This is a genomic window from Cryobacterium lyxosi (genome assembly GCF_004403345.1).
Taxonomy (GTDB): domain Bacteria; phylum Actinomycetota; class Actinomycetes; order Actinomycetales; family Microbacteriaceae; genus Cryobacterium; species Cryobacterium lyxosi.
The window spans coordinates 145,502-169,798 of the sequence record NZ_SOGT01000002.1 but is presented as its reverse complement, the minus strand read 5'-3'; the positions used below and the strand labels follow the sequence as shown (position 1 = coordinate 169,798).

Sequence of the window (24,297 nt, the reverse complement as noted above, 5' to 3'; positions counted from 1 at the left end):
GAGTTATCCACAGGTTTATCCACATGGGGATAATTACACCGGTGTCATTACCGCCAATACATGGCCTCGGTGACCCGGCGATTAGCGTTCGATGAACAGTTCGCGAACGGTGGTCGGTCGAGTCGAAGAGTTAGCGCCAGCGGGTGGTCATGAGGAAGCCGATGAAGGCGATTCCAAACCCGACCAGGATATTCATGGCACCGAGCCCCGCGATAGGAAGCTGGCTGCCACTGACGTAGAACACGATGATCCAAGCTAGACCGAGCAGCATGAAACCGAACATGACCGGCTTGAACCAGACGGCGTTGGGCGCGTCCTCGTTCGAGCGGGCAACATCGGTGCGGGCGGACCGGGTGCGAGGATTCTTACGTGCCATTCTGCGATCCTAGCGTCTTCGCCTGTTTGAGTGGACGTGACGCGGGGGCTGGATGCCAATCAGGTCGGTAGACTCGGTGCATGTGTCCTGTGGCAGATGATCCCATCGAGATCGTCAGCAAGCGCCCACGCCGCGCCAAATCGGGCAAGATCACCGTCATCGGCGTGCTGGGCGAACTTCTCATCACCGCAGGTATACTCGTGTTGCTCTTTCTGGGCTGGCAGCTTTGGTGGAATGACATGATCATGGCGAACTCACAGACCTCGGCTGCAAGTGAGATCAGCCAGGACTGGATCGAGCAGAACACGTCAACACCGACACCCGTTCCCATCGTCGATCCGGCCGAGCCGAGTACCGTACCGGTCCCGGGCGACAACGGAGAGCCGGTCGTGTCTGTCGTTCCAGCTAACGCCACAGCTTTCGCGGTGCTGTACGTTCCCCGTTTCGGAGCTGACTATCACCGCACCATTGCCGAGGGCACCGGCCACGACGTCTTGAACAGCAATCGACTGGGCATTGGGCACTATGCGGGCACGCAAATGCCGGGGGAGGTGGGCAACTTCGCCCTTGCCGCCCACCGCAGCGCTTTCGGCGGTGGTATGCATCTGATCCATGAACTGCAGCTCGGGGACGCCATATACGTTCAGACTGCCGACGGTTACTACACCTACCGGTATCGCGATACCGAGTACGTGGCACCCTCGCAGGTACAGGTGCTGGCATCCGTTCCGAACCGTCCCGACGCGAGCGCCGTCGACCGCATCATCACCCTGACCAGCTGCAACCCGCTCTATTCCACCGCGGAACGTATCATCGCTTACGGCGTGTTCGAATCGTGGCAGCCGCTCGCGTTCGGCGCTCCCGCCGAACTCGCACCGATCATCGCAGCACAGGGCTAGGAGGCTCCCATCTACGCAGCACTGTGGCGTGTTCTTCCCGGACCAATCTGGATGCGCATTATTCTTGTTCTGATCCTGCTGTTGGCCGTACTCGCCGTACTCGCCACTTGGACGTACCCGTGGATCGACGGCATTCTCAACAACCAGGAAGCAACGGTGGGCGGCTCATGACCCGTATTCTCGTGATCGACAACTACGACAGTTTTGTCTATACGCTCAACGGCTATCTGATGGAACTCGGCGCGGAGACCGAAGTCGTGCGCAACGACTCCTTCGAAAAAGTGGATGCCATCTCCCGCATCGCCGACTTTGACGGTGTTTTGATCTCGCCGGGTCCTGGTAAGCCGTCGGACGCTGGTGTGTCCATTGCCGTCGTCGAAGCGGCACTGACCACCGACGTGCCCCTGTTCGGCGTGTGCCTGGGCCATCAGGCCATCGCTGAAGCATTCGGGGCCACGGTGACCAATGCCGAAGAGCTCATGCACGGCAAAACATCGCTCATCACGCACGACGGCAGCGACTTCTACGGCGGTGTACCGCAGCCATTCACGGCTACCCGGTACCACTCGCTCGCCGTCGTCGCGTCGACTGTTCCGAGTGACCTCATCGTGACGTCACGCACACAGGGCGGCGTCATTATGGGACTGCGGCACGCATCCGCTCCCATTCTGGGCGTGCAATTTCACCCGGAGTCGGTGCTCACTGAGGGCGGCTACCTCATGCTCGGCAACTGGCTCGCCTTGGCCGGCCTGGAGGGTGCGCGGGAGGCCGCGAAGTCTCTGCACCCGCTGTTACGCCTCACCTGAGTCCACCCCACGCGTTTGAGCCCTGATCCGGGCACCCATGGGTTTTGGCCCTGACCCAGGCAGGAAAGACGCTGGACGCCGATAGAGTGGTATCGGCGACGGACCAGGCTGCGGGGCCCACCCTATAACCACGGGCCCAGTTTATAAACTGGGCCCGTGGACGGGGCCCGGGCCCCGTCCACTAGGTGCTAGGTGCCGGCGCAGTAGGTCAAGGTGATCTCGGAACGTTGCGGGACGTCACCGGGCGCCAGCGACTGGGTTTTGATCGGGGAACCGGATTGCTGGGCGCAGGTGTAATCTGCCTGCGAATCCGGCATGAGGCTTTCATTGCTGACGAGGTCGATCGCGGCCACGAGGGACTGGCCGGTCAGGTCGCCGAGGGTGACGAGCCCGCTTGAGACGGTGTAGTTCACGATGACGCCGGAGAACTCGGATGCGGCGGCCGCCGGATCGGTGCGGATGACCACGTCGACGGCCACGGTTGGCGAATTCTCGGAGGTGACCGATCCGGAAACGAAACCGAGCCCTTCGATCGCGGCCTGGGCATCTGCTATGGGTTGGTTGGTGACGTCGGGAACCACAACGGGTACCGGGCCTGTGGAGACGAAGATCTTGATCACGTCCGAGGGGTTGACGATGGTGTCGGCCGGAGGGTCGGTGCGAATCACCTGATCGGCGGGCACCGTGGTACTCGACTCTTCGGCACGGGTAGCCGCGAGATCCAGGTCGAGAAGCGCGTTTTGGGCCTCATCGTAGCTCTGGCTAGTGAGTGAGGGCACCTTTCGTGAGCTGTCGGGCAGTTCCACCGACGGTTGCAGGTTCGCCACCCAGATCATGACCGCTACGACGATGACGACGACGCAGACGATTCCAGCCCACACCCAGATCACCGGAGGGCGCCGCTGCGTGCGCACCATAGTGGGATCTTCGGAGAGCTGCTTGAGGGCCAGGGCCGAACCGGTGACGGCGGTGGGCGCGGCGCCGAAGAGTCCGGCGCCGACCTCTTCGCCGGCGTGATGGAGTGGAATCTGGCCGGATCCGGCGGTCTCGACATCGCCCCGAAACTCAACGGCGCTCTGATATCGGGCGAATCGGTCCTTGGCCAGGGCGTGCAGCACGACCGAGTCGAGGGCCGGCGACACTCTCGGGTTGAGCGCAGACGGTTTGACCGGCATCTCACTGACGTGCTGGTAGGCGACTGCGACGGGCGTGTCACCGCGAAACGGCGGTCGACCGGTGAGCATTTCGAACAGCACCACACCGGTCGAATAAAGGTCGGTGCGCGCATCGACGGACTCACCCTTGGCCTGCTCGGGGGAGAAATAGGCAGCGGTGCCAAGGATTGCCGTGGTCTGGGCGACCGTCGTGGCCGAGTCGGAGATAGCGCGGGCGATGCCGAAGTCCATCACCTTCACTTGACCGGACTTGGTGATCATGATGTTGCCTGGTTTGATATCGCGGTGTACGACGCCTGCCCGGTGCGAGTATTCGAGAGCGGTCAGAACCCCGTCGATGATGCGCACAGCCTCTGCGGGTTCGATCGCACCCTCACGGATGATGTCCTTGAGCAGCCGGCCGTCGACGTGTTCCATGACGATGAACGGAATCTGCGAGTCGTGGCCCGACTCATCGGTGACGGTCTCCTCACCGGCATCGAACACGCGCACAATCGTGGGGTGCGCCATCCGCGCGGCAGCCTGCGCTTCCTGGCGGAAGCGAGTGCGAAACGCGGGATCGGCCGCGAGGGTCGACTTGAGCAGTTTGATCGCTACCGTGCGACCGAGCCGGGAATCGGTGCCGATGTGCACATCGGACATGCCGCCACGGCCCAGCAGGGCCCCGACACGATAGCGACCGGCGATCAAACGACCAGAGTCAGCCACGTACGCACTCCCCCACAATCAGACACCGTATTCGGGTTGGACACAGTGACCGCTACTTTACCGCACGGAATTGGCGGTTACCCGACTGTGGTCGGCGTGACGGTTACAGATTCGGACGACGGCGAGAACTCCGAGTTGACCTGGCCGCAGAAGTAGCTGAACTTCACCGTGAAGTTTGCGCTCCCCGCGGTTACGGTCGTCGACGTGGTCGTCGCTGTGGTGAGACCGTCGGCGGCGACGATTGCTCCGCCACCTTCAGCAACGACCTTGTAGCCCGACATAGTCTGGCCTGTGGGACACGTCTGCGCGCCCCAATTTATGGTTACTGAGTCTCCTTCGAGCACTGGGGGCGTGGATGTGACGGTCGGGGCTGATGTTGGCGTGCTCGGTGTGGCAACCGGCCCGTAGGTGGTGAGGGTGATCGTCGAGCCGGCCGGAACGGGGCCTCTGGGATTGACCAGGTACACCCGGTCAACGTCTTCCTCGGTCGCAGCCGCGTTGCCAGGTTCGACGTCAGCTGCAAATCCCATGTCGACGAGCAAGGCGGCGGCCTCGGCGCTCGGCTTTCCGATGAAGTCGTCGGGATTGACCGACGTATTCGTCGGTGTCGGTGTCGGTGTCGGCGTTGGGCTCGGTGTCGGCGTGGGCGATGGCGTGGGTGTCGGCGACGGCGTCGCCGACGTCTCGGCAGGAACCGGGGTCTCATTGTTCTGGGTGAACAGGGCGATGAGCGTGCCGGTGAGTACGATCACCAGCAGCGCGACGAGAGCGATGAGCGGCCAGGTCCACTTGCTGCGCTTCTTTTCCTGTGCCTCTGCAGCAGCAGCGGAGGCGCGCGTGGTGGGGGCACCGTTGGCCGGAAGAATGGTCGTGGCCGAATCAGCGCCGGCACCGGGCATGAGCATGGTGGCACTGGTGGCCGTGAGGCCGCCCAAAATGGAGGGCACGGCCACGGCGGCCGCGGCCACATCACCACGGCGCAGAGCGGATGCCGCGCGCGCCAGGTGGGCCGCTGATGCCGGTCGGTCGGCCGGGTTCTTGGCCAGGCAGGCGAAGACCAGATTGCGCACCGGTTCGGACACGGTTACCGGCAGGTCGGGCGCGATCTCATTGATCTGTGCCATGGCGATGGCGACCTGCGACTCGCCCGTGAACGGACGTCGGCCGGCGAGGGACTCGTACGCGACGATACCGATCGAGTAGATGTCGGTGGTCGGCGAGGCCGGGTGGCCGCTGGCCTGCTCGGGCGAGAGGTACTGCACGGTACCCATGACCTGCCCGGTCGCGGTGAGTGGCACCTGGTCGGCGATGCGGGCGATGCCGAAGTCGGTGATCTTCACCCGTCCCTCTGGCGTGATGAGCAGGTTGCCGGGCTTAATGTCACGGTGCACGAGTCCCGCGGCGTGGGCGGCGTGCAGTGCGGCCGAGGTCTGCGCGACAATGTCGAGCACCTTGTCGGTCGGCAATACGTGTTCGCGTTCGAGAATGGTGGACAGGGCTTCGCCGGGAACAAGTTCCATAACGAGGAAGGCGCTGCCATCTTCCTCGCCGTAGTCGAAGACATTCGCAATGCCCTCGTGGTTGACGAGCGCGGCGTGGCGGGCTTCGGCGCGGAAACGCTCCAGAAAACCGGGGTCACCGAGGTACTCGTCTTTCAAAATCTTGATGGCGACGCTTCGTCCGATGACGAGGTCGGTGGACTTCCACACCTCGCCCATGCCGCCAATCGCAATGCGCGACTGCAGCTCGTATCGTCCCCCGAAGGTGAGGCCTGCTGTGGGTCTCATTTGTTAAGCACCGCCTCTAGTACTTTCTTTGCGACAGGCGCGGCAAGTTTGTTGCCGAACCCCGTTTGTCCTTCTCCCCCGCCGTTCTCTACGAGAACGGTGATGGCGTATTGCGGATCGTTCGCCGGTGCGAAACCGGTGAACCACAGTGTGAACGGATCCGTTGACCCGTTTTGCGCCGTGCCTGTTTTTCCCGCCACGTCAACCCCATCTATTCTTGCATTGCTTGCCGCACCATCCTGAACGCCGTTGACCATCATCGCGGTGATCGTCGCGGCGGTTTCTTCGCTCATCACCCGCCCGAGTTCGGTTGCTTCAAAGGTTTGGATGGCGCTGAGGTTGGGGGCGAGAATCTCCTGCACCAGGTTGGGAGCCATCACAACACCGCCATTGGCGATGGCGCCGCTGACCATGGCCATTTGCAGCGGTGTCGCCGTCACGTCGAACTGGCCAAACGCCGACTGCGCGGTCTGAGGGTCATCGAGCCCGCGTGGGTACGTGCTCTTGGAGACGGTCATGGGAATGCTGTGGGTGCTGTTGAAACCGAATTTCTCGGCGGTCTCACGAATGGTCGTGTCGCCCAGCTGGACACCGAGTTCAGCGAAGGGAATGTTGCAGGACAGCCGCAGTGCGGTCGCGAGGGTAACCGTCTCGCCGGCGCCACAGGTTCCTCCGCTGGAGTTCTCGATCACACTCGTTGTGCCGGGGGCCATATAGACGGATGGGTTCAAAAAAGTACTCTCCGGGGTGTAGTTGCCCGATTCGAGCGCGGCCGTGGTGACGACGAGTTTGAATATTGAACCGGGAGGGTTGAGCGAATTGATCGCCCGGTTGATCAGCGGATCGTTCGGGTCGGCCACCAGGGCGTCGTAGCTCGCAGTGACCTCGGCGTTGTTGTGCACCGTGAGCAGGTTCGGGTTGAAACCCGGTTTGGAGACCATCGCCAGGATGCGACCGGTGGCGGGCTCGGTGACGACGACGGATCCGGTGTAATCGCCGAGGGCATCCCACGCCGCTTGCTGGGCGATTGGATCGATGGTCACCTCGACGGCGGCACCCTTCGGGTCCTGGCCGGTGACAAGGGCGCTGATCTTGTCGAAGAATTGGGAGTTTGACGTGCCGGTGAGCTCGCTATTGAGGGCGAACTCAAGCCCGGTCGGTTGGCCATTGATTGGAATATAACCGGTGATCGGCGCGTAGAGCTCGGGGTTGGTATAGGTGCGCAGAAACTTGAAATCATCATCGGCCGGCATCGACTGCGCGATCGGCTCGCCTTTGACGAGGATGGCACCGCGTTCGACCTGGTAGCTGTCGTAGAGCGTGCGGGTGTTGCGTGGGTCGGCCGACAAGTTGTCGGACTGGAAAGCCTGCACGACCGAGGTTGAGCCGAGAAGAGTGACGAACATCAGCATCACGACGATGCTGACACGCTTGAGTTCACGGTTCACTTAGACCACCAGCCTGGGTTGATTGCGCACGGTGTCGGAGAGCCGCAGCAAGAGGGCTGCGATGATCCAGTTGGCTACGAGCGATGAGCCGCCGGCGGCCAGGAACGGGGTGGTCAGGCCGGTGAGGGGAATGACCCGGGTGACACCGCCGATGACAATGAAGCATTGGAGGGCCACGACGAAGGCGAGGCCGACAGCGAGCAGCTTGCCGAAGTCATCCTGTCCGGCGAAGCCGATGCGGAACCCGCGGGCGACGAACAAAAGGTACAGGGCGAGGATGGCAAACAGACCGGCGAGGCCAAGCTCCTCGCCGAGGCTCGCGATGATGTAGTCACTCTGAGGTACCGGGGTGAGCTCCGGGCGTCCCTGGCCCCAACCGGTGCCGAGCAGGCCGCCCTTGGCGAGGCCGAACAGGCCCTGCACCAGCTGGAAGCTGCCGCCCTTGGCGTTGTAGACATCCGGGTTGAGCGCATCGAGCCAGTTGGTGAAGCGTCCATTGACGTAGTTCAGGGTCTGGCTGGCAATGATGGCGCCACCCAGGAACAGGCCCAGACCAATGATGACCCAGCTGAGGCGGCCGGTGGCGAGGTAGAGCATGACCAGGAACAGTCCGAAGTAGAGCAGGGCGGTGCCGAGGTCACGCTGAAAGATGATGACCGACATCGACAGGGCCCAGACGACGAGGATCGGGCCGAGGTCACGGAAGCGGGGAAAGCGGGCACCGAGAATCTTCTTGCCCACCATTGAGAGACTGTCGCGGTTGCGCACGAGGTAGCCGGCGAAGAACACGGCGAGGGCGATTTTGGCGATCTCACCGGGCTGGAAGGTAGCGAAACCGCCGAAGCGGATCCACACCCTGGCACCGCTGATCTCCTGGCCGAGGCCGGGAATGAGCGGGAGAAAAAGAAGGAGCACACCGACGAGGCCGGCGATGTAGGTGTACCGAAACAGCACTCGGTGGTTTCGAATAACCAGCAGCACGACGATGGCGCTGAAAATAGCCAGGGCGCTCCACACCGTCTGGCGCACGGCGGCACTCGCCCAGCCGCCCTGCTGGTCGGCAATGTCGATGCGATAGATCATGGCAATACCGATGCCGTTGAGCACCGTTGCGATCGGCAAAATGAACGGGTCGGCATCGCGGGCGACGAACCGCAGCACGACGTGCAGGCTGATGACCAGAATGGACAGGCCTGCGCCGAGCAGCACGAGGGTCGGGTCGAGTTCGCCGAGCGCACCGAGTTGCACGAGCACGACCGCGCTCGCGTTGATGAAGCACGCGATCAGGAGCAAAAACAGTTCAAGGTTGCGCAGCTTCTGCGGCAGGCGCAGGCGACGTACCGGCTCGGTCGCCGGTTGTGCTGAAAGAGCGGATGCCTTACTCAACGATTGCACCCTTCAATCGTTCAATGATGTCCAGGGCGTCGGCCAGGGAGCCGGCGTTGATGGTTTGCTCGACCTGCTGGCGGTCGTAGACGCGCAGGTCAGAGAGATTGAGGTCGGTATGTTCGTAGACACCAGAGAGTTTGATCGGGCCGATGTCCTGCTGCACACCCTGATAAATAGCGACGTTGGAACCGTCAGCGCCCACGTAGTAGCGGGTCTGGGTCCATTGGTAGCCGAGAACGGTGGTCGTGACGATGCTGAGCACCAGCAGAATGACAGCGACCAGCCAGGTGCCCTTGCGGCGGCGGGCGCGGCGGGCATCCTCTTCGATCAGCTCGGACAGGTAGTCCTGAGAATCGGGCTCAAAATGCGTTTCACGCACCGGGTGGAGGCGGAGGGCCGGGATGCGCAGGGCCCGATTGCGGCTGGGCTCCTCACCGAACGCGAGCGGATTCGCCGCGGAGCCGACAACGACCGGGCTATCGGTGCGCGCGACGCCCGCACCGATGTCGACGATGACGACGGTCACATTGTCGGGAGCGCCGCCGTCGAGGCTTTCTTTAACGAGAAGGTCGGTGACATCCTGCGCATTCGCCCGGCTCGCCAGAGCTGAGGCCATGGCGTTGTGGGAGACGACGCCGGTGAGGCCGTCGGAGCACAGCATCCAGCGGTCGCCGGCGATGGTGGCGAGGATGGACGTGTCGATCTCGGGGCTCGCCTCCACGTCGCCGAGAACGCGCATGAGCACGGAGCGGCGCGGGTGCACCATGGCTTCAGCCTCGGTGATGCGTCCGCTGTCGACCAGACGCTGCACGAAGGTGTGATCGACGGTGATCTGGGACAACTCGTTATCGCGCAGCAGATAGATGCGCGAGTCGCCGATGTGCGCGATCGCGACCTCGTTTTCGAGGACGACGATAGCACTGACGGTGGTGCCCATGCCGGTGAGTTCGGCGTGCTCGAACACGGTCTCTGCCAGCTGGGCGTTGGCGCCGATGAGGGCGGCCTGCAGGGCAAACTCGGCGTCTTGGGCGCTCGCGTATGGCTTGTCGGCCTCGATGATGCGCTTGGTGGCGATCGCCGACGCGACGTCACCGCCGGCGTGGCCGCCCATGCCGTCAGCAACCACGAACAGGGAGCGTCCGGCGTAGCCGGAGTCCTGGTTGTTGGAGCGAATCTTGCCGACGTGGGACGCGGCTGCGCTGTGACTTACCGTCGCCATGACCTACCGCCGAAGCTCGAAGCTGGTGGCGCCGATCTTCACGGTGGCGTTCAGGGGAATTTTGGTCGGAACGGTGACGCGGGAGCCGGCCAGGAAGGTTCCATTGGTGGAGTCGAGGTCTTGCAACATCCACTCATCGTTCCAGAGCATGAGGCGCGCGTGGTGTGTGGAGGTGTAGTCATCGCGGATCACCAGGCTGGAGTCGCTCGAGCGCCCGATCGTAATGGTGTCGGTGCCCAACGGAAACTCGGTACCGGCTTTCGGGCCGCTCGTGATGACCAGACGGGTGGTGTTGTGTGCGGTAGCCAATTCAGCGCCGGTAGCCGGACTGGCGCGCGCCACCGGCGCAGTGAAGGCGGCGGAGGGAACGGGGACTGCAGCGGGAACAGCGGACAGTGGGAAAGCAGGCGCGGGGGTGGCATCTGTTTTCAACTTGCGCACGCGCTGCCCGAACAGGTCGCTGCGCAGGGCGTAGACGATGCCGAAGATGAACATCCAGAGCAGCAGGAGGAAGCCGAAGCGCAGCACCAGCAGGGTGAGTTCACTGACGTTCATGTCGTCGGCCCCCAGAATCCGCCCATGTCGTGGCGTTCGGTGGCCGGATCGACCGATGGTGCGGCCCGCGGGTACTCATGGGAGTCTGGCGAAGCCTGGGCGAGGACGCGAAACACGATGCGGGTGCGACCGATCGTCACGATCGAGTCGGGCTCGAGAATGGCTTGGCTGACGGGAGCGCCGTTGAGCTGGGAACCGTTGGTGCTGCCGAGGTCGCGCACCTGCGCGCGGGCGCCGTCCCAGAGGATTTCGACGTGGCGGCGCGAGGTGCCGGTATCTTCGACGGTGATATCGGCGTCAGAGCCGCGCCCGATCACGGTTCGGGACTTGACCAGCGGGTGCCTGGTGCCGTTGATGTCGAGGACCGGGGTCCAGGTGACGCTGCTCTTGACCGAGCTGGAGTCGATCTGCACCATGCCCTCGCTGAGGCTACGGTCGTCTTGCAGGGTGATCGTGATGCCGCCGGTGAACTGGTAGCGCTGTTCGGCACCGTGTTTTTGCACGAGGGCGGTGAGCTCGTCGAGAAGGGTGACGCCGAGCGCGCTCATGCGGGCGTAGTCCGCGTGGGACATACGCACGGTGAAGCGATTAGGCGCGAGGATGCGATCCCGCGAGACTACTGCGGCCTTGGTGTCGAGCTCACGACGCAGCGCGGAGGTGATTTCCACCGGCTGCAAGCCCGATCGAAAGGTCTTGGCGAATGCTCCGTTGACGGCGCGTTCCAAGCCCTTTTCAAAGTTATCCAGTATGCCCACAGGTCTCCCGATCCGGTCCGTTTGGCTATGAGCATGTTACTTGTCTCGGGTGACAACCCACCTTGGGGGCGCAAACGGCACGAACAGTCATACTACCCGCGGAGCGTCTCTGACCGAATTCCGCGTGTGTTCGGGGCATTCCGCGGGACTTTTTTGTGGGGGGCGGGCGTGGCCGCACGGGCATCCGTTGGCGGCGATGGTGTCGGCGCGCCAGCTACGGGCAGGGGCGCCAGGTATAGGTGGCGCGGCCACCGGCATCGGGCGCGCTCACGCCGGATACGGCCCGCAGGGGCGAGCGACGGGTGCCCGAATGGCGCTGACCCCTCTCGTAGTGTTAGCATTCCTAAGTTCGCGCGAGTGGCGGAATTGGCAGACGCGCTGGCTTCAGGTGCCAGTGTTCGAAAGGACGTAGGGGTTCAAGTCCCCTCTCGCGCACTGTGGGTGTTCCAGGAAATCCAGGAATGGTTTTCATGAATCCAAGTGGACAGGCCGGTTGAGCAGAAATGCCTAGCCGGCCTTCTTCATTTAAGGTCTCGCGCGGTCCTGATTTGGCCTTTGGGTGAGGACTCGGCCCGCTAAACGCCAATCAGCCTGCTTGTGGGCAGGCTGAAGCGTTCCGAGTGCGGGGGTTTCGAGCGGAATGTGGGGACGGCGGCCGCTACTGCGGCGGCGCCAGCGCCGGGAGAGCAATGTGCCTGATCAAGAGTGTTCCTGCGGCTTCCTTGCGCCTGCGTTCTCGGCAGAGGTTCTCCCCGGAGTCCCGTTGAACGCGAATTTCTGGAGGTGCTTCAGCGCCAATCGCGGGTCCTGATTCCTCGCGGCGGGTGCTCCAGCATCCTGCGGAATGGTGATGCTCGCTGGGGTCTGGGGTTTCACTCGCTTCCCGTTAGCGCGGTCAATGGCCATGTAGGTGCCGGGTGTGGGATAGATGAAGCGCTGGAATCCGTTTTTGTCTGGTCGGCCTTTCGGCTTCATCGCCCCCGGACTCGTCTTTCAGGCGACTTCCGACGAGGGTGAGAGCACCCCTCGCCGGCGTTCCGGAAGGATTCCACCAGCCCTCGGGCGCGTGTTGAGGGGCTGGCGCACAATTCCTCGGCATGCGCTTGCCCCATTGCAAACGCTTGCAGTAGCGTGACCCGGGGGTTTAGTACCTCGTTTGCCGAGTTCCGCTTCCGCGGCCCGCTCGCAATCGCCCGTTCCCAATGGAGTGCGTTGGCGTGGTCCGCTGGCGCGCGCGACAAGGAGTTTCATCGTGCGCAGATCTACCCGTCCGTTGTTTGCAGCGGTGGCCGGCCTGGCCCTCGTCCTGACCCTGGGCCTCGATGTGGGAGTGACAACGCCCCGGGCGGATGCGAGTCCGCCGGGTGCCAAGGACGTCACGGCGACGCTCTTCGAGTGGTCCTTCGCATCGGTCGCCCGGGCCTGCACGGATACCCTTGGTCCCAAGGGGTATGGATTCGTCGAGGTCTCGCCGGCCCAGGAGCACATCCAGGGCTCGCAGTGGTGGACCTCCTACCAGCCGGTCAGCTACAAGATCGCCGGGCGACTCGGCGACGAGGCTGCCTTTTCGAGCATGGTCAGCACGTGCCACACCGCCGGTGTCAAGGTCGTGGCCGACGCGGTGATCAACCATATGAGTGCGGGTTCCGGCACGGGAACGGGGGGCACCGTCTACAGCAAGTACGACTACCCGGGCTACTACCAGAACCAGGACTTCCACTCCTGCCGGACCCCGATCACCAACTACAGCGACCGCTCCAACGTGCAGAACTGCGAGCTCGTCGGCCTCGCCGATCTCAACACGGCGAGCACCTACGTGCAGTCCACCATCGCGGCGTACCTCAACCACCTCAGCACCCTCGGCGTCGACGGTTTCCGGATCGACGGCGCCAAGCACATGGCCGCGGCCGACCTCTCCGCCATCAAGGCAAAGCTGACCAACCCGAGCGTCTACTGGGCGCAGGAGGTCATCGCCGGTGGGAACGAGGCGGTCCAGCCGGGCGAATACACCTCGACCGGCGATGTCGACGAATTCCGTGGGGCCTTCGACCTCAAACGCATGTTCACCAGCGACAAGATCGCCTACCTGAACACATGGGGCGAGTCCTGGGGCTACCTCGCGAGCAACAAGGCGCGGGTCTTCGTGGACAACTGGGACACCGAGCGCAACGGCTCGACCCTCAGCTACAAGGACGGCAACACTTACACGCTTGCGAACATCTTCATGCTCGCCTGGCCCTACGGCTCGCCGAACGTGTACTCGGGCTATGAATTCAGCAACACGGATGCTGGCCCGCCGAATGGCGGCACGGTCAACGCCTGCTACAGCGACGGCTGGAAGTGCCAGCACGCCTGGCGGCAGATCGCAAACATGGTCGCCTTCCGCAATACCGTGACGGGCACCGCGGTGACGAACTGGTGGTCTAACGGCAACAACGCGATCGCCTTCGGTCGGGGGAGTGGGGGCTTCGTCGTGATCAACCACGAGGGTGGCGCGATCAGGCAGACGTTCAAGACCTCCCTGCCCGCAGGAAGCTACTGCGACGTCCAGCACGGCGACCCCGGCGCGGGCGGCTCCTGCTCGGGCCCAAGCTACTTCGTCGCCGCTGACGGAACCTTCACTGCTACCGTGGGCGCCGGCGACTCGATCGCCCTGCACGCCGGAGCCCGCACGTAAGTGCACAGCCATCGCCATAGCTAGGGCTTTCGCGGCCTCGCTAACTGGCCAACACCGACGTGCATTCCGTCTCCGCGTGGCGATCGCGATGTGTGTTGAGGGTCGCCCCGACCAGTTCGTCGCGGCCGTACGCGCCAAACACGCGAAAGCCGTGGTTCCAGAGGTCTCGAGTGGCATCGGCATCCAACAGCTCGTGCGGGGTGGCTGGCGTGAATGGGTAGTCGGCGTTGTTTGTATTTTCCAGCTCATACAGATCGGCCGCGGAGGTCACAGTCAATTCGGAAACGCTCAGTCCGGCAGCCTGAACTCGCGAGAGCGCCTGGCGGAAGTTCGACAGATTTGGTGGATCCGCCAGTTCAAGCCGGGCACTCCAAGATCGGCCGACGACAGTGAACCCTCGTGCCTCCAAGCCCTCTCGCTGTGGATCAACGTCTCGCAACACCAACGATCATCGCAACGACGAGTGCCGAAGGTGCCACGTGGAAGGAAGGCGTCGTGGTGAACGATGAGCGCGCTGAGAACGTCCGCTACACCGTGCTGAACGCGGACCCGGCCGGCCAGCCGTAACCCGGACGTTGAGCGACGCAGATCACCTACGTGTTGCGCAGACAGGGCTTGGCCCCACCCATGCGTCGCAAGTGAAGCTAAGAGCGATCATTATGAACTCATACGGGATTGCGAATGCTTTACAGTTCCTAACCGGCATCACCACGTTCACGTTCAGCACGCCCTCGCCTCCAGATCTGAGTTTCGGGCTCTGATTTGTCCCTTCACGGGAACGGCGCGGTCAGGACCTCGCTACGGTCGCGTGATCGCAGCAAACGGGGCGGATCGGCTTGTCAGAGTGGCCACCGTGCTTTCCTGCTATTGCGCGAGCCACACCCAAAGCAGAGGAACCCCGATGCCCAATTCCGACCATGACGCGCAGTTCGTCGGAGAACTCCTGCCTGATTCGACGGGGGTCTGCCGGACAACAATGGTCGGCTCCACGCACGTACTCGACCTCGCCACGTCGTAGCGCTGGAACGATTTCGTCCTAAGCCTGGAACGGTGCTTCGGCAGTGAGAAAAGTGGCCAATGTTTGCGCGTCCTCCCGAATAAGCTGAAACACCCACTGCGGGTGGGTGCGGATAGCTGCACAATCCATGCGAACAGTCAGGGCCTTCGAGAAATCGGAGGCCCTGTGTCGTTAAGGAACCATCAGTCCCCGTGCAAAGAGCCCTCGTCGCCGACAATATGACCTACCGCGTCAGTGATCGACACCGGAGGCAGACGGGCAAGTAACCTTACGAGGACGCTGTGGGAATCCGCCCGAGCGCGGAACGGATCACCATGACGACGGGTGCCTCTCGGCTGAGCCTGGTTCGGCCGAACCGGTGGTTTTGGCTCGCCTGGGTTGTGCCTGCCGTGCTCGTCACTCTGGCACTCGTTGTGCTCGCGGCAAATGGGATTCGTGGCCTTCCGCAAGTCGAATCGTTTATGCGTAGCTACCCCGGTGTCTCGACGCACCTCGCCGCGACCCCGGTTGGAATACCGGCCTGGCTGGCCTGGCAACACGGTCTCAATGCCTTCTTCATTCTGTTCGTCATTCGTACCGGCTGGCAGGTGCGTACGACTAAACGTCCGTCCATTTTTTGGACGCGTACGAACACCGGGTTGTTTCGCACGAAGAATCCCCCGATTCGAATCACCCTCAACCTCTGGCAGCACATCGTCTTCGACACCCTCTGGGCTGTCAACGGCATACTCTTCTATGTTCTGCTGTTTGCGACCGGTCAATGGCTGCGCCTGGTGCCCACCAACTGGGACGTCTTTCCCAACGCGGTGTCGGCCGGCCTGCAATATGCCTCGCTCAATTGGCCGACCGGCACCGGCTGGGTGCACTACAATGCCCTGCAGATGCTCAGCTACTTCGTCGTGGTGTTCATTGCGGCGCCGATCGCGCTCGTGACCGGCCTGCGCATGTCCCCGGGCCTGTCCGCCCGGTTTCGCCGGCTGGATCGCGTCTTTCCTCTGCCTGTTGCGCGCAAACTGCACTTTGCGGTACTGATCTTCTTTGTGGCGTTCATTGTCATTCACGTGACGCTCGTGCTCACGACCGGTGCCCGTGCAAACCTCAACCATATGTATGCCGCGCGCAATGATGACGGATGGACCGGCGTCTGGGTCGTCGTGGCCGCGCTGCTGGTCACGGCCGGAATTTGGGCGGGCGTGCGTCCGGCGGTCGTGCGTGCAATCGCGGCTCGCAGCGGCCGCATCATTCACCGGAAGCGTTAACCCGCGGCACGTCTCGACGCGAGCAGGTCCCGGCTGAGCATGGCCGCGCCGGCCGCCGCTGCGGGCATCACGATGACGGCGGCGCCGGGAATCAGGAACAACAGGTAGGTGAGCACCCCAAAACCGAGGGTGCGGGCGCGGCGGGCGCGGAGCATCCGTCGTCGTTGTTTCAGGGTGAAGCCGCGCGCATCGAAGGCGAAGCCGGTGAGTTCGAGACAGAGGATCCAGCCGCCAAACAGCGCCCCGAGAACGAGCGCGAGCAGTTGGCCGAGCCCGGGGATCAGGCCGCAGAGCAGCAGTGTGAGAGCGCCCAGAACGGCGAGGCCGACCAGTTTCAGGGCGTCGACCATGGAACGCAGCAGGCCGCGCGGGGTTTCGACCGGCGCGTCGCCGAGGTTGGTTTCGACCGCGCGCCAGATGCGCTCATAGAACGGGTCGCCGACGACGAGGGTCACGGCCACGAACGTGTACGCCAACAAGAGGATGCCGGCGGCCGTGACCGCCGCGGCGGCTACGACCCGCATACCCGTGCGCCACGGTTCCCCCCAGCCGCTTGCGAACGGACTGATGGCCACGGCGATGGCTTCGAGGTTGATGAGCAGTACCACGATGCCGGCGAGGTAGGCAATGCCGACGATGAACGCCGGAAGTGCGCCGAGCAGCATGAGGCGTGGTGACGTGATCCACATTTTGAGGCCGCGACCGAGAAAACCGGCCCCGGCGAAGAATTCGCGTGAGGCGCTGGGACTCGTCGAAGGCGGCACCCTAAAACCCTAGCGCGAGGTCTGCCAGGCCGGGCTGCCGTGAACCGCCCGTGTCGCCCCGGGGGTGTCGGTGATTTCGGCGGCCCACGCTGCGAGCCGGCGGCGGGACGGAGTGACCGTAGCGTTCCGATGTTCCGGTGCGTGCCTCGGTTCCGTGCCCTGTACCCGGTATTCTCGAGGGAACAACAGTGAGAGGGGGCAGTCGTGACGCACGCGCACCGGCTGCATGTCGACCTCGAGGTGCCGTGCCTGTGCTGCCTCGCGCCGCAGCCCTTTCACTTCACCTCGCTGAGTGACCAGGTGGTCTGCGCGCTGTGCGTGCACCATCTGGGGGCCGAGAAATCAGAACGTCGCGATCTCGAGCATGTTCGACTGTGGGCCGCTCGGTGGGCGGCGTCCGAGACCGGCCACGCCGACTTCGTCTCCGAAACGGATGCCCTGCTCGTCGCCCGCGACGTCGACCTGACCGCACTGCGCGATCAGGTCGCTGAGCTCAGCGCCGTTGTGGCGGGCCAGTTCACGGCCGGCATCGATGGGGTGCGCGGTCTGCTGCAGAACGACCTGGTCAAGCGGGCTGAACGCAACACCGATCTGGCCCGGCGCCAGATCGATTGGGCCATGGCCGGCATCTGGCGCATCGAAACGCTGCACCACGACTCAGCGACGCAGAAGTGTTCCTGCGGGCGCACGGCCGGCAGCTGCGCCGAGAGCGCCGCGATCGACCCCCTGCGCCAGGCGCTGCGCGACTGGGAGAAGAAGAACGTCGCGCTGCTGCGGAACGGACGGCGCCACGGACTGCCCGCGGACCACCCTGCAGTGCTGGCCCAGCGCATCCGCTGAACCGGCGTGCTGTGCCGTGCAGCTGCGCGGGCTAGTGCCCGATGGGTGCCGGCGCACCGAGCGGTGCACGCCGCACCAGGAACGCCGCTGGAATCGCGAACAGCGAGATGATCGCGCCGCACAGGAACGCATCGTGAATACCGGATGCCGTCGCGGGGACCTCGGAGGCACCCTGGCTCATGAGAGCGGCCGACTGTGAGGTCATCACGGCGATGAACAGTGCGGTGCCGATGGCGCCGGCCAGCTGCTGGATGGTGCCGACAACTGCGCTGCCGTGGGAATACAGCTCCGGCGGGAGCGATCCGAGGCCCGACGTGAATAGCGGCGTGAACAGCATCGACAGGCCGACACTCATGCCAATGTGGCTGACCATGAGCATCCACGGTTGTGTGGTCTGGCCCATCATGGTCATCGCCCAGAAGGCGCCGCTGACGATGATCGACCCGGGAACGAGCAGAATGGTCGGGCCGCGGCGGTCGTAGATGCGGCCGACGAACGGCGCGAACAGGCCCATGGTCAGCCCTCCCGGAAGCAGCAACAGCCCGGTGGAGAGTGCGGTCATGCCGAGCACGTTCTGCATGTAGAGCGGCAGCAGAATGATGGTGCCGAACAGGGCGATCATGCTGATGCTGAGCATCGAGATCGAGAGGGTGAACGTGCGCGAGGTGAACACGCGCAGATCGAGGAGGGCGCGATCGGTGCGCTGCAACTGCAGCTGGCGCAACACGAACACGAACAGGGCGAACACGCCGATGCCAAGCGGCAGCCATCCGGTCGCGGGATCAGTGCCGAGGTTGCTGAGTCCGTAGACGAAGCCGCCAAAGCCGAAGGCGGAGAGGATGACGGAGAGCACGTCGAGGGGAACCGTGCGCGGCGTTGTCACGTTCTGCATGCGCGAGGCACCGAGAATGAGCGCGCCGACAGCGATCGGCAGCACGATCAGGAACATCCAGCGCCAGTCCAGCAGGCTCAGGATGATGCCGGAGATGGTGGGGCCGATGGCTGGGGCAACCGAGATGACGATGGAGATGTTTCCCATCGTCTTGCCGCGGGAAGCGGGTGCGACGAGCGTCATGACGGTGGTCATGAGCAGCGGCATCATGATGGCTGTTCCGGTGGCCTGCACGATGCGGCCAACCAGAAGCACCTCGAAGCCGGGTGCGACAGCGGCGATCAGGGTGCCGGTGCTGAACAGTGTCATCGCGGCGATGAAGATCGGCCGCGTATTGAAGCGCTGAATCAGAAAACCGGTGATCGGAATAACGACGGCCATGGTGAGCATGAACGCTGTGGTCAGCCACTGCGCCGCGGTCGCCGTGATGTCGAGGTCGTCCATGAGGTGCGGCAGCGCCACACCCATGATGGTTTCGTTCAAAATTACAACGAAGGCCGAGACCAATAGGAGTCGGATCACCAGCTGGTTGCGCTGGGCGTCCGGGTGCAGGTCGGCCTTGGTGGTGGGCGCGCTTGCTGTCGTGGTCATAACGGATCCTGACGGTCGTGCAAAAGGGGGTCGTGCGAAAGGGGGTCGTGCGAAAGGGGGAAGTGCGAAAATGAGCGGGTGGCCCGCCCCGTGAGCGCCCCGTGACGGCTCGCTGTGGGCGCCTCCAGGTGAAGCGTTGTGCAGGGTGTGAATTAATTCGCCGCACCAGCATTGACCGAGCCGCCGCTCGTTCAGGCACTATTCATTGGAATTAGCCTCGGGAAAACCAATGAGGTGCGGGGAGGTCAGGTGAGGCGGCGGGCCAGGTACGGTCCGGTGCGGCTGGTGGGATGGGCCGCTACCGTTGCCGGAGTTCCAGCGGAGATGATGCGGCCGCCCTGGTCACCACCGGAGGGGCCGAGGTCGATCACCCAGTCGGCGGCGGCGATCACGTCCATCTCGTGTTCGACCACGACGACGGTGTTGCCCGCGTCGACCAGGCGCCCGAGCTGCTGCATGAGCAGCTCCACGTCGGCCGGATGCAGCCCGGTTGTCGGCTCGTCGAGCAGGTAGAGCGTGTGGCCGCGCCGTGCGCGTTGCAGTTCGGTCGCAAGCTTGATGCGCTGCGCCTCGCCGCCGGAAAGCTCGGTGGCCGGTTGGCCGAGACGCAGATAGCCCAGTCCCACCTCGCGCAGGGTCTCTAGGCTGCGTGCGGCGACGGCGACGTCGGCGAGGAAGACCAGCGCGGCATCCACTGTGAGGCTGAGCACCTCGGCGACGTTCTTGCCATGGTAGGTGACCTGGAGGGTTTCGAGGTTGTAGCGTGACCCGCCGCAGGTGGGGCAGGGGGCATAGCTTCCCGGTAGAAACAGCAACCCGACGGCCACGAAGCCCTCACCGAGGCAGGTTTCACAGCGACCGCCAGCGACATTGAAAGAAAATCGACCGGCGTTGAAACCGCGCTGACGCGCTTCGTCCGTGGCGGCAAAGGTCGCCCGAACGGCATCGAACAGCCCGGTGTAGGTGGCGAGGTTTGACCGCGGTGTGCGCCCGATCGGTTTTTGATCGACCTGCACCAAACGGTCGATGGTCTCCAGTCCGGTGACCTGTGCGATGGAAATTCGCTCACCGGACGCCGCATCAGCAGCCGCTTCTGCTGCGGCTTCTCCAGCGGCATCCGGGTCGCCGAGGTCGAGCGCTGGCTCATCGTCGAGAGCCGGATGCAAATGCAGGCCCACGGCCTCGGCGAGAACGTGGCTGACCAAGGTCGACTTGCCTGACCCCGAAACGCCGGTGACGGCAGTGAGTACCCCGAGCGGAATCTGCGCGTCCAGCCCTTGCAGGTTGTGCCGGGTGATATTCGTCAGGCCCAGCCACCCCAGCGGATGCCGCAACTTTGCTCGTGGCGCCAGATCGCGGTGTTCCGCAAACAGGTACCGCCGCGTCACGGAAGTCTCTACCTCGGCCAGTCCAGCGGTCGGCCCGCTATAGAGCACGTCGCCGCCACCTTCACCGGCCCGTGGACCCACGTCGACGACCCAGTCGGCGCGGCTGACCACGTCCATATTGTGTTCGACCACGAAGACCGAGTTGCCCGACAGCTTGAGCTGCTCGAGCACGAGAAGCAGGGGCTCCGCGTCGGCTGGGTGCAGGCCGGCGGAGGGCTCATCGAGCACATAGATGACGCCGAACAGGCCCGAGCGCAGTTGTGTGGCGATGCGCAGCCGCTGCATTTCTCCCGGCGAGAGCGTGGGGGTCGACCGGCCGAGGGCCAAATAGCCAAGACCGAGCTCGAGCAGCACGTCGATACGGCGCAGCAGGTCGCTGGCCAGGGTCATGGCCACCTCCGACGCCGTATCACCCGCTACGATCGGCCGCAGAATGTCGGCGAGGGCAGTCATCGGCAGGGTGTTCAGTACGGCAATCGAGTGCCCGGCCACGGTGACGGCGAGAGCGTCGGGCTTCAGCCCGCTGCCGCCGCAGACCGGACAGGGGCCGGTGTCGACGTAGCGCAACACACGTTGCCGGACGTTGGGGCTTTTGCTGTCGGCGAGCGTGTGCAGCACGAAGCTCTTCGCACTCCAGAAACGGCCCTGATAGGGCTTGGCGATACGATCGCGCTGCGGTACGACCTCGACTACCGGCTGCTCTTCGGTGAACAGAATCCAGTCCCGGTCGGCGCGGGACAATTCCTGCCACGGTACATCGATGTCGTAGCCGAGCACGGCTACGATGTCACGCAAATTCTTGCCCTGCCAGGCTCCTGGCCAGGCAGTGATTGCGCCATCACGAATGCTTAGCGTGGCGTCAAGCACCATCGACTCCTCGCTGACGGTGTGGGCCATACCCAGGCCGTGGCACCGCGGGCAAGCTCCCATAGCGGTATTGGGCGAAAACGAATCCGATTCGAGGCGACCGTCTGCATCTGCCGGGTATATGCCGGCACGAGAATACATCATGCGCAGGGAATTGGAGAGCGTCGTGACTGTGCCAACGCTCGAGCGCGAACTCGGCGTTCCGCGGCGTTGCTGCAGGGCGACGGCCGGTGGCAGCCCGGTGATCTCGTCAACGTGCGGGGTATGCCCTTGTTGTATCAATCGGCGCGCATATGGCGCGACCGACTCGAAGAAACGGCGCTGCGCCTCCGCGAAGATGGTGCCGAAGGCGAGCGAGGACTTGCCCGACCCAGAGACCCCGGTGAAGGCCACGATGGCGTCCCGTGGTACGTCGACGTTCACATTACGCAGGTTATTCTCGCGGGCCCCGCGCACGCGCACGAAACCATTGCCGGGCAGGGCGGCCGGAGCCGGATCATTCGTCTCTTCCATCAGCATCCAAGTAAGAGTAGTTCGTTCGGTGGTGTGCCGCTTGGGTATAGGAGAATCAAATTCAGGTCTGGTTCTCGACCCGCCTGTCGTCATACAGAGGGAGCACGTCAGACGCCCTGTCAGAAACTTCACCCAGACACCGCCGGCAAAGTGATTTCTCTGAAAAGCGTGTCGGGTTTAGCGAAAACACGTCGAATCTAGTGGAAGGCGCTGACCCCGGTCAGATCGCGACCGATGAGCAGAGACTGGATGCTCTCCGTGCCCTCGTAAGTGTGGATGGATTCAATATCGGCCAGGTGCCGAATGACGTGGTTTTCGAGCAGGATTCCGTTGCCGCCAAGCATGTCGCGGGCGAGAGAGGCGAGGGACCGGGCCGCGCGGGTGTTGTGAAATTTGGCGAGGCTGGCCTGGATGGGCCGCAGGGTTCCGGCCGCGTCGAGTTCGGCCAAGCGCATGCAGTGCAACTGCATCGACGTGAGCTCAGAAAGCATGAGGGTGAGGCGTTCCTGCACGATCTGAAAACCGGCGATCGGCTTACCGAACTGCACACGTTGCTGCGCATAGTTGAGGGCTGCTTCGAAGACCGCGGTGGCGTGTCCAAGTGCCGACCACGCCACACCGAGCCGGGTGGCGAACAGAATGGCGGCCGTGTCTTTGAAAGTGTGGGTGCCGGGCAGTACAGCATCGAGCGGAATCCGCACGTCGGTCAACGTGATGCGGGCCTGATGTACCGCGCGCAGGGAGCCCTTGCCCAGCATTGTCTCGCCGTGGTACCCCGGCAGGGACTGGTCCACCAGAAAGCCGCGCACGTTGTCGTCGTTGTCGCGTGCCCAGACTACGGTCAGGTCGCCGACTGAGCCGTTGCCGATCCACTTTTTCTCGCCGTTGATGACCCATTCGTCGCCGTCGCGATGGGCGGTGGTCTCGAGGCCCACCGAATCCGACCCGTGATCCGGCTCGGTCAGGGCGAAGGCGCCGAGCTTCTCGGCGCGGGCCAGCGGCACCAGCCAGGTGGCTTTCTGTTCATCGCTACCGAACATGGCGATGCTGCGCAGGGCGAGTCCGCCCTGCACGGCCACGACGGTGCCCATTGAACCGTCACCGCGCGAGATCTCCATGTTCACCAGGCCGGCGGCGAGCGGTGACATGGGGGTGAGCCCAGGCCCCTCGACGCCGTCGGTGAGTAGGTCGAGTTCGCCCAGGCGGCGAGCCAGGTGCAGCGGGTACTCCGCTTTGTCCCAGGCTTCGCTCAGCTCGTCGAGGGTCTCCACTGCAAAGGTACGGGCCCGGCTCCAGAACGCTCGATCAGCTTCGGGTACATCGGCAAAAACGCCGTAGTAATCGGTGTCGAGGGGGGCCGAGACATCGTAATCGGGCATCAGTGCCTTTCGCGGTAGCGGGGGTGACATCAGTTCTATCTGACACTGAGTCTCAGGTCAAGTGACACGAAGTGTCAAATAACCGTGGATCGAAGCCTCTTCTCGATCACGCGGGCGACGTCTTCCGGCAGGGCCGAGGCGGGAAACACGGCGACCAGCAGCTCGCTGGCCGCCGGTACCGTGTCTGTGGTCCGCGAGCTCGCGGAGGGATCGAAGCGATGGCGCACCGCGTGGAGCTCGGCCGCAAGCCCGGCCGTGTCGAGCAGCTGACTTGAGTCGGCGGCGCGAATCATGCGGCGCAGTTCAAAATTGTGCGTGGCGGTGACGGCTGCCGCAAATTGAATCGCGATGACCGGGTCGACCCCGAGCAGCGAGCGCCGCAGGTAAGCCGAGAATATTTTTTCGTACCGCGACACCATGACGGTTTCGCGGTCACGCAGAACGGATGTCTGGCGCACGAGCAGATCGCGCACCCGCACGATCTCGAGACGCTCCCGAAACCGCTCGAACACGAGCGCGGCCGCGTCGCAGACGGCCAGCCAAGGATCATCGTGCTCGACCGCGAAGTACCTGTCGATCTGTTCCAGGAGTTCGTCGTGGTCGGCGAAGATCACGTCGTCTTTCGACCGGAACTGACGAAAGAAGGTACTTCGGGACACTCCGGCGGCAGCGGCGATTTGAGTGGTGCTCGTGGCTTCGTAGCCCTGGGCCTGAAACAGGCGAACAGCGATGTCGGCCACGTCGACGCGGCTGCGGGCCTCCGCTAGCCGAGCGACCGGCGGGAGGATGAGGTTGGGGCGCGCGGATGCTGCGGACGGATCAGGCATTATCAGGCGAAATTAGCACGGAATCAACGGGGGAATCAACGGGCAGCCCGACTGGCGAATGCCCAAGGTTTCCATAGGGTCTACATCGCACTCTTACAGCGTTTACTCACCCTGAAGAGATAGGTGCGTCATGAGCAGGTTCAAAATAAAAGAAATCGTGCGCAG

At 63.7% G+C, this 24,297-nt stretch carries 20 protein-coding genes and 1 tRNA gene; 7 read left to right on the top strand and 14 right to left on the bottom strand.

Annotation, left to right across the window (positions count from 1 at the left end):
- Window positions 1-130: 130 nt before the first annotated feature.
- The gene (locus tag E3T27_RS01750; RefSeq protein ID WP_104197275.1) at window positions 131-376 is read right to left on the bottom strand and encodes a cell division protein CrgA; all 246 of its coding nucleotides are present in this window, start codon (window positions 374-376) and stop codon (window positions 131-133) included.
- 80 nt (window positions 377-456) lie between these two features.
- Here E3T27_RS01750 and E3T27_RS01745 point away from each other — a divergent pair, with 80 nt between their 5' ends.
- Window positions 457-1,275 carry a class E sortase gene (locus tag E3T27_RS01745; protein WP_134571372.1) on the top strand — a complete coding sequence of 273 codons (819 nt, stop codon included), beginning with the start codon at window positions 457-459 and terminating at the stop codon, window positions 1,273-1,275.
- A gap of 167 nt (window positions 1,276-1,442) precedes the next feature.
- Complete coding sequence (locus E3T27_RS01740) at window positions 1,443-2,081, top strand: anthranilate synthase component II (RefSeq protein WP_104197273.1); 639 nt, start codon at window positions 1,443-1,445, stop codon at window positions 2,079-2,081.
- Between the two features lie 188 nt (window positions 2,082-2,269).
- Here E3T27_RS01740 and pknB read toward each other — a convergent pair whose 3' ends face one another.
- The 7 genes from pknB to E3T27_RS01705 form a co-directional block, all read right to left on the bottom strand.
- Window positions 2,270-3,964, bottom strand: a complete 1,695-nt coding sequence (gene pknB / locus E3T27_RS01735) for a Stk1 family PASTA domain-containing Ser/Thr kinase (protein ID WP_104197272.1) — start codon at window positions 3,962-3,964, stop codon at window positions 2,270-2,272.
- Between the two features lie 77 nt (window positions 3,965-4,041).
- Window positions 4,042-5,751, bottom strand: coding sequence for a protein kinase domain-containing protein (locus tag E3T27_RS01730; protein ID WP_134571371.1), 1,710 nt, complete (start codon window positions 5,749-5,751; stop codon window positions 4,042-4,044).
- On the bottom strand, window positions 5,748-7,199 hold the full coding sequence (locus E3T27_RS01725) for a peptidoglycan D,D-transpeptidase FtsI family protein (protein ID WP_134571370.1): 1,452 nt from the start codon (window positions 7,197-7,199) through the stop codon (window positions 5,748-5,750). Before E3T27_RS01725 ends, E3T27_RS01730 begins: the two co-directional genes overlap by 4 nt.
- Window positions 7,200-8,585: an FtsW/RodA/SpoVE family cell cycle protein gene (locus tag E3T27_RS01720; protein ID WP_233200831.1), complete on the bottom strand. Its 1,386-nt coding sequence runs from the start codon at window positions 8,583-8,585 to the stop codon at window positions 7,200-7,202.
- Window positions 8,578-9,807 (bottom strand): PP2C family protein-serine/threonine phosphatase, encoded by a 1,230-nt coding sequence (locus tag E3T27_RS01715; RefSeq protein WP_134571369.1) that lies wholly within the window; start codon window positions 9,805-9,807, stop codon window positions 8,578-8,580. Before E3T27_RS01715 ends, E3T27_RS01720 begins: the two co-directional genes overlap by 8 nt.
- Before the next feature lie 3 nt (window positions 9,808-9,810).
- Complete coding sequence (locus E3T27_RS01710; RefSeq protein WP_104197268.1) at window positions 9,811-10,362, bottom strand: FHA domain-containing protein FhaB/FipA; 552 nt, start codon at window positions 10,360-10,362, stop codon at window positions 9,811-9,813.
- On the bottom strand, window positions 10,359-11,117 hold the full coding sequence (locus E3T27_RS01705; protein ID WP_104197267.1) for an FhaA domain-containing protein: 759 nt from the start codon (window positions 11,115-11,117) through the stop codon (window positions 10,359-10,361). Before E3T27_RS01705 ends, E3T27_RS01710 begins: the two co-directional genes overlap by 4 nt.
- A 351-nt stretch (window positions 11,118-11,468) precedes the next feature.
- Between E3T27_RS01705 and E3T27_RS01700 the strand changes: the two genes are divergently transcribed.
- Window positions 11,469-11,552: transfer RNA gene (locus tag E3T27_RS01700), tRNA-Leu, on the top strand.
- Between the two features lie 817 nt (window positions 11,553-12,369).
- Window positions 12,370-13,794, top strand: coding sequence for an alpha-amylase (locus E3T27_RS01695; RefSeq protein ID WP_241992070.1), 1,425 nt, complete (start codon window positions 12,370-12,372; stop codon window positions 13,792-13,794).
- 40 nt (window positions 13,795-13,834) lie between these two features.
- Here E3T27_RS01695 and E3T27_RS01690 read toward each other — a convergent pair whose 3' ends face one another.
- Window positions 13,835-14,071: a hypothetical protein gene (locus E3T27_RS01690; protein ID WP_134571368.1), complete on the bottom strand. Its 237-nt coding sequence runs from the start codon at window positions 14,069-14,071 to the stop codon at window positions 13,835-13,837.
- Window positions 14,072-14,214: 143 nt separating this feature from the next.
- Here E3T27_RS01690 and E3T27_RS16405 point away from each other — a divergent pair, with 143 nt between their 5' ends.
- The gene (locus E3T27_RS16405) at window positions 14,215-14,361 is read left to right on the top strand and encodes a hypothetical protein (protein ID WP_166786059.1); all 147 of its coding nucleotides are present in this window, start codon (window positions 14,215-14,217) and stop codon (window positions 14,359-14,361) included.
- Between the two features lie 765 nt (window positions 14,362-15,126).
- Window positions 15,127-16,071, top strand: a complete 945-nt coding sequence (locus tag E3T27_RS01685) for a cytochrome b/b6 domain-containing protein (protein WP_134571367.1) — start codon at window positions 15,127-15,129, stop codon at window positions 16,069-16,071.
- Here E3T27_RS01685 and E3T27_RS01680 read toward each other — a convergent pair.
- On the bottom strand, window positions 16,068-16,835 hold the full coding sequence (locus tag E3T27_RS01680; protein ID WP_198416456.1) for an EI24 domain-containing protein: 768 nt from the start codon (window positions 16,833-16,835) through the stop codon (window positions 16,068-16,070). The genes E3T27_RS01685 and E3T27_RS01680 overlap by 4 nt on opposite strands.
- Window positions 16,836-17,039: 204 nt before the next feature.
- Here E3T27_RS01680 and E3T27_RS01675 point away from each other — a divergent pair, with 204 nt between their 5' ends.
- Window positions 17,040-17,675, top strand: coding sequence for a hypothetical protein (locus tag E3T27_RS01675; RefSeq protein WP_104197234.1), 636 nt, complete (start codon window positions 17,040-17,042; stop codon window positions 17,673-17,675).
- Between the two features lie 31 nt (window positions 17,676-17,706).
- Here E3T27_RS01675 and E3T27_RS01670 read toward each other — a convergent pair whose 3' ends face one another.
- The 4 genes from E3T27_RS01670 to E3T27_RS01655 form a co-directional block, all read right to left on the bottom strand.
- The gene (locus E3T27_RS01670; protein ID WP_134571366.1) at window positions 17,707-19,158 is read right to left on the bottom strand and encodes an MDR family MFS transporter; all 1,452 of its coding nucleotides are present in this window, start codon (window positions 19,156-19,158) and stop codon (window positions 17,707-17,709) included.
- A gap of 245 nt (window positions 19,159-19,403) precedes the next feature.
- Window positions 19,404-21,932: an excinuclease ABC subunit UvrA gene (locus tag E3T27_RS01665; RefSeq protein WP_174722162.1), complete on the bottom strand. Its 2,529-nt coding sequence runs from the start codon at window positions 21,930-21,932 to the stop codon at window positions 19,404-19,406.
- Between the two features lie 191 nt (window positions 21,933-22,123).
- Window positions 22,124-23,305 carry an acyl-CoA dehydrogenase family protein gene (locus E3T27_RS01660; protein ID WP_104197231.1) on the bottom strand — a complete coding sequence of 394 codons (1,182 nt, stop codon included), beginning with the start codon at window positions 23,303-23,305 and terminating at the stop codon, window positions 22,124-22,126.
- 74 nt (window positions 23,306-23,379) lie between these two features.
- Complete coding sequence (locus E3T27_RS01655; protein WP_104197230.1) at window positions 23,380-24,132, bottom strand: TetR/AcrR family transcriptional regulator; 753 nt, start codon at window positions 24,130-24,132, stop codon at window positions 23,380-23,382.
- Window positions 24,133-24,297 lie beyond the last annotated feature (165 nt).

What these genes read in the sequence shown, in the direction of transcription:
- E3T27_RS01665 (WP_174722162.1), bottom strand. Translation starts at nt 21,932, where the DNA reads ATGCTGATGGAAGAGACGAATGATCCGGCTCCGGCCGCCCTGCCCGGC.
- E3T27_RS01730 (WP_134571371.1), bottom strand. Translation starts at nt 5,751, where the DNA reads ATGAGACCCACAGCAGGCCTCACCTTCGGGGGACGATACGAGCTGCAG.
- E3T27_RS01740 (WP_104197273.1), top strand. Translation starts at nt 1,443, where the DNA reads ATGACCCGTATTCTCGTGATCGACAACTACGACAGTTTTGTCTATACG.
- E3T27_RS01670 (WP_134571366.1), bottom strand. Translation starts at nt 19,158, where the DNA reads ATGACCACGACAGCAAGCGCGCCCACCACCAAGGCCGACCTGCACCCG.
- E3T27_RS01750 (WP_104197275.1), bottom strand. Translation starts at nt 376, where the DNA reads ATGGCACGTAAGAATCCTCGCACCCGGTCCGCCCGCACCGATGTTGCC.
- E3T27_RS01660 (WP_104197231.1), bottom strand. Translation starts at nt 23,305, where the DNA reads ATGCCCGATTACGATGTCTCGGCCCCCCTCGACACCGATTACTACGGC.
- E3T27_RS01685 (WP_134571367.1), top strand. Translation starts at nt 15,127, where the DNA reads ATGACGACGGGTGCCTCTCGGCTGAGCCTGGTTCGGCCGAACCGGTGG.
- E3T27_RS01715 (WP_134571369.1), bottom strand. Translation starts at nt 9,807, where the DNA reads ATGGCGACGGTAAGTCACAGCGCAGCCGCGTCCCACGTCGGCAAGATT.
- E3T27_RS01655 (WP_104197230.1), bottom strand. Translation starts at nt 24,132, where the DNA reads ATGCCTGATCCGTCCGCAGCATCCGCGCGCCCCAACCTCATCCTCCCG.
- E3T27_RS01710 (WP_104197268.1), bottom strand. Translation starts at nt 10,362, where the DNA reads ATGAACGTCAGTGAACTCACCCTGCTGGTGCTGCGCTTCGGCTTCCTC.
- E3T27_RS01745 (WP_134571372.1), top strand. Translation starts at nt 457, where the DNA reads ATGTGTCCTGTGGCAGATGATCCCATCGAGATCGTCAGCAAGCGCCCA.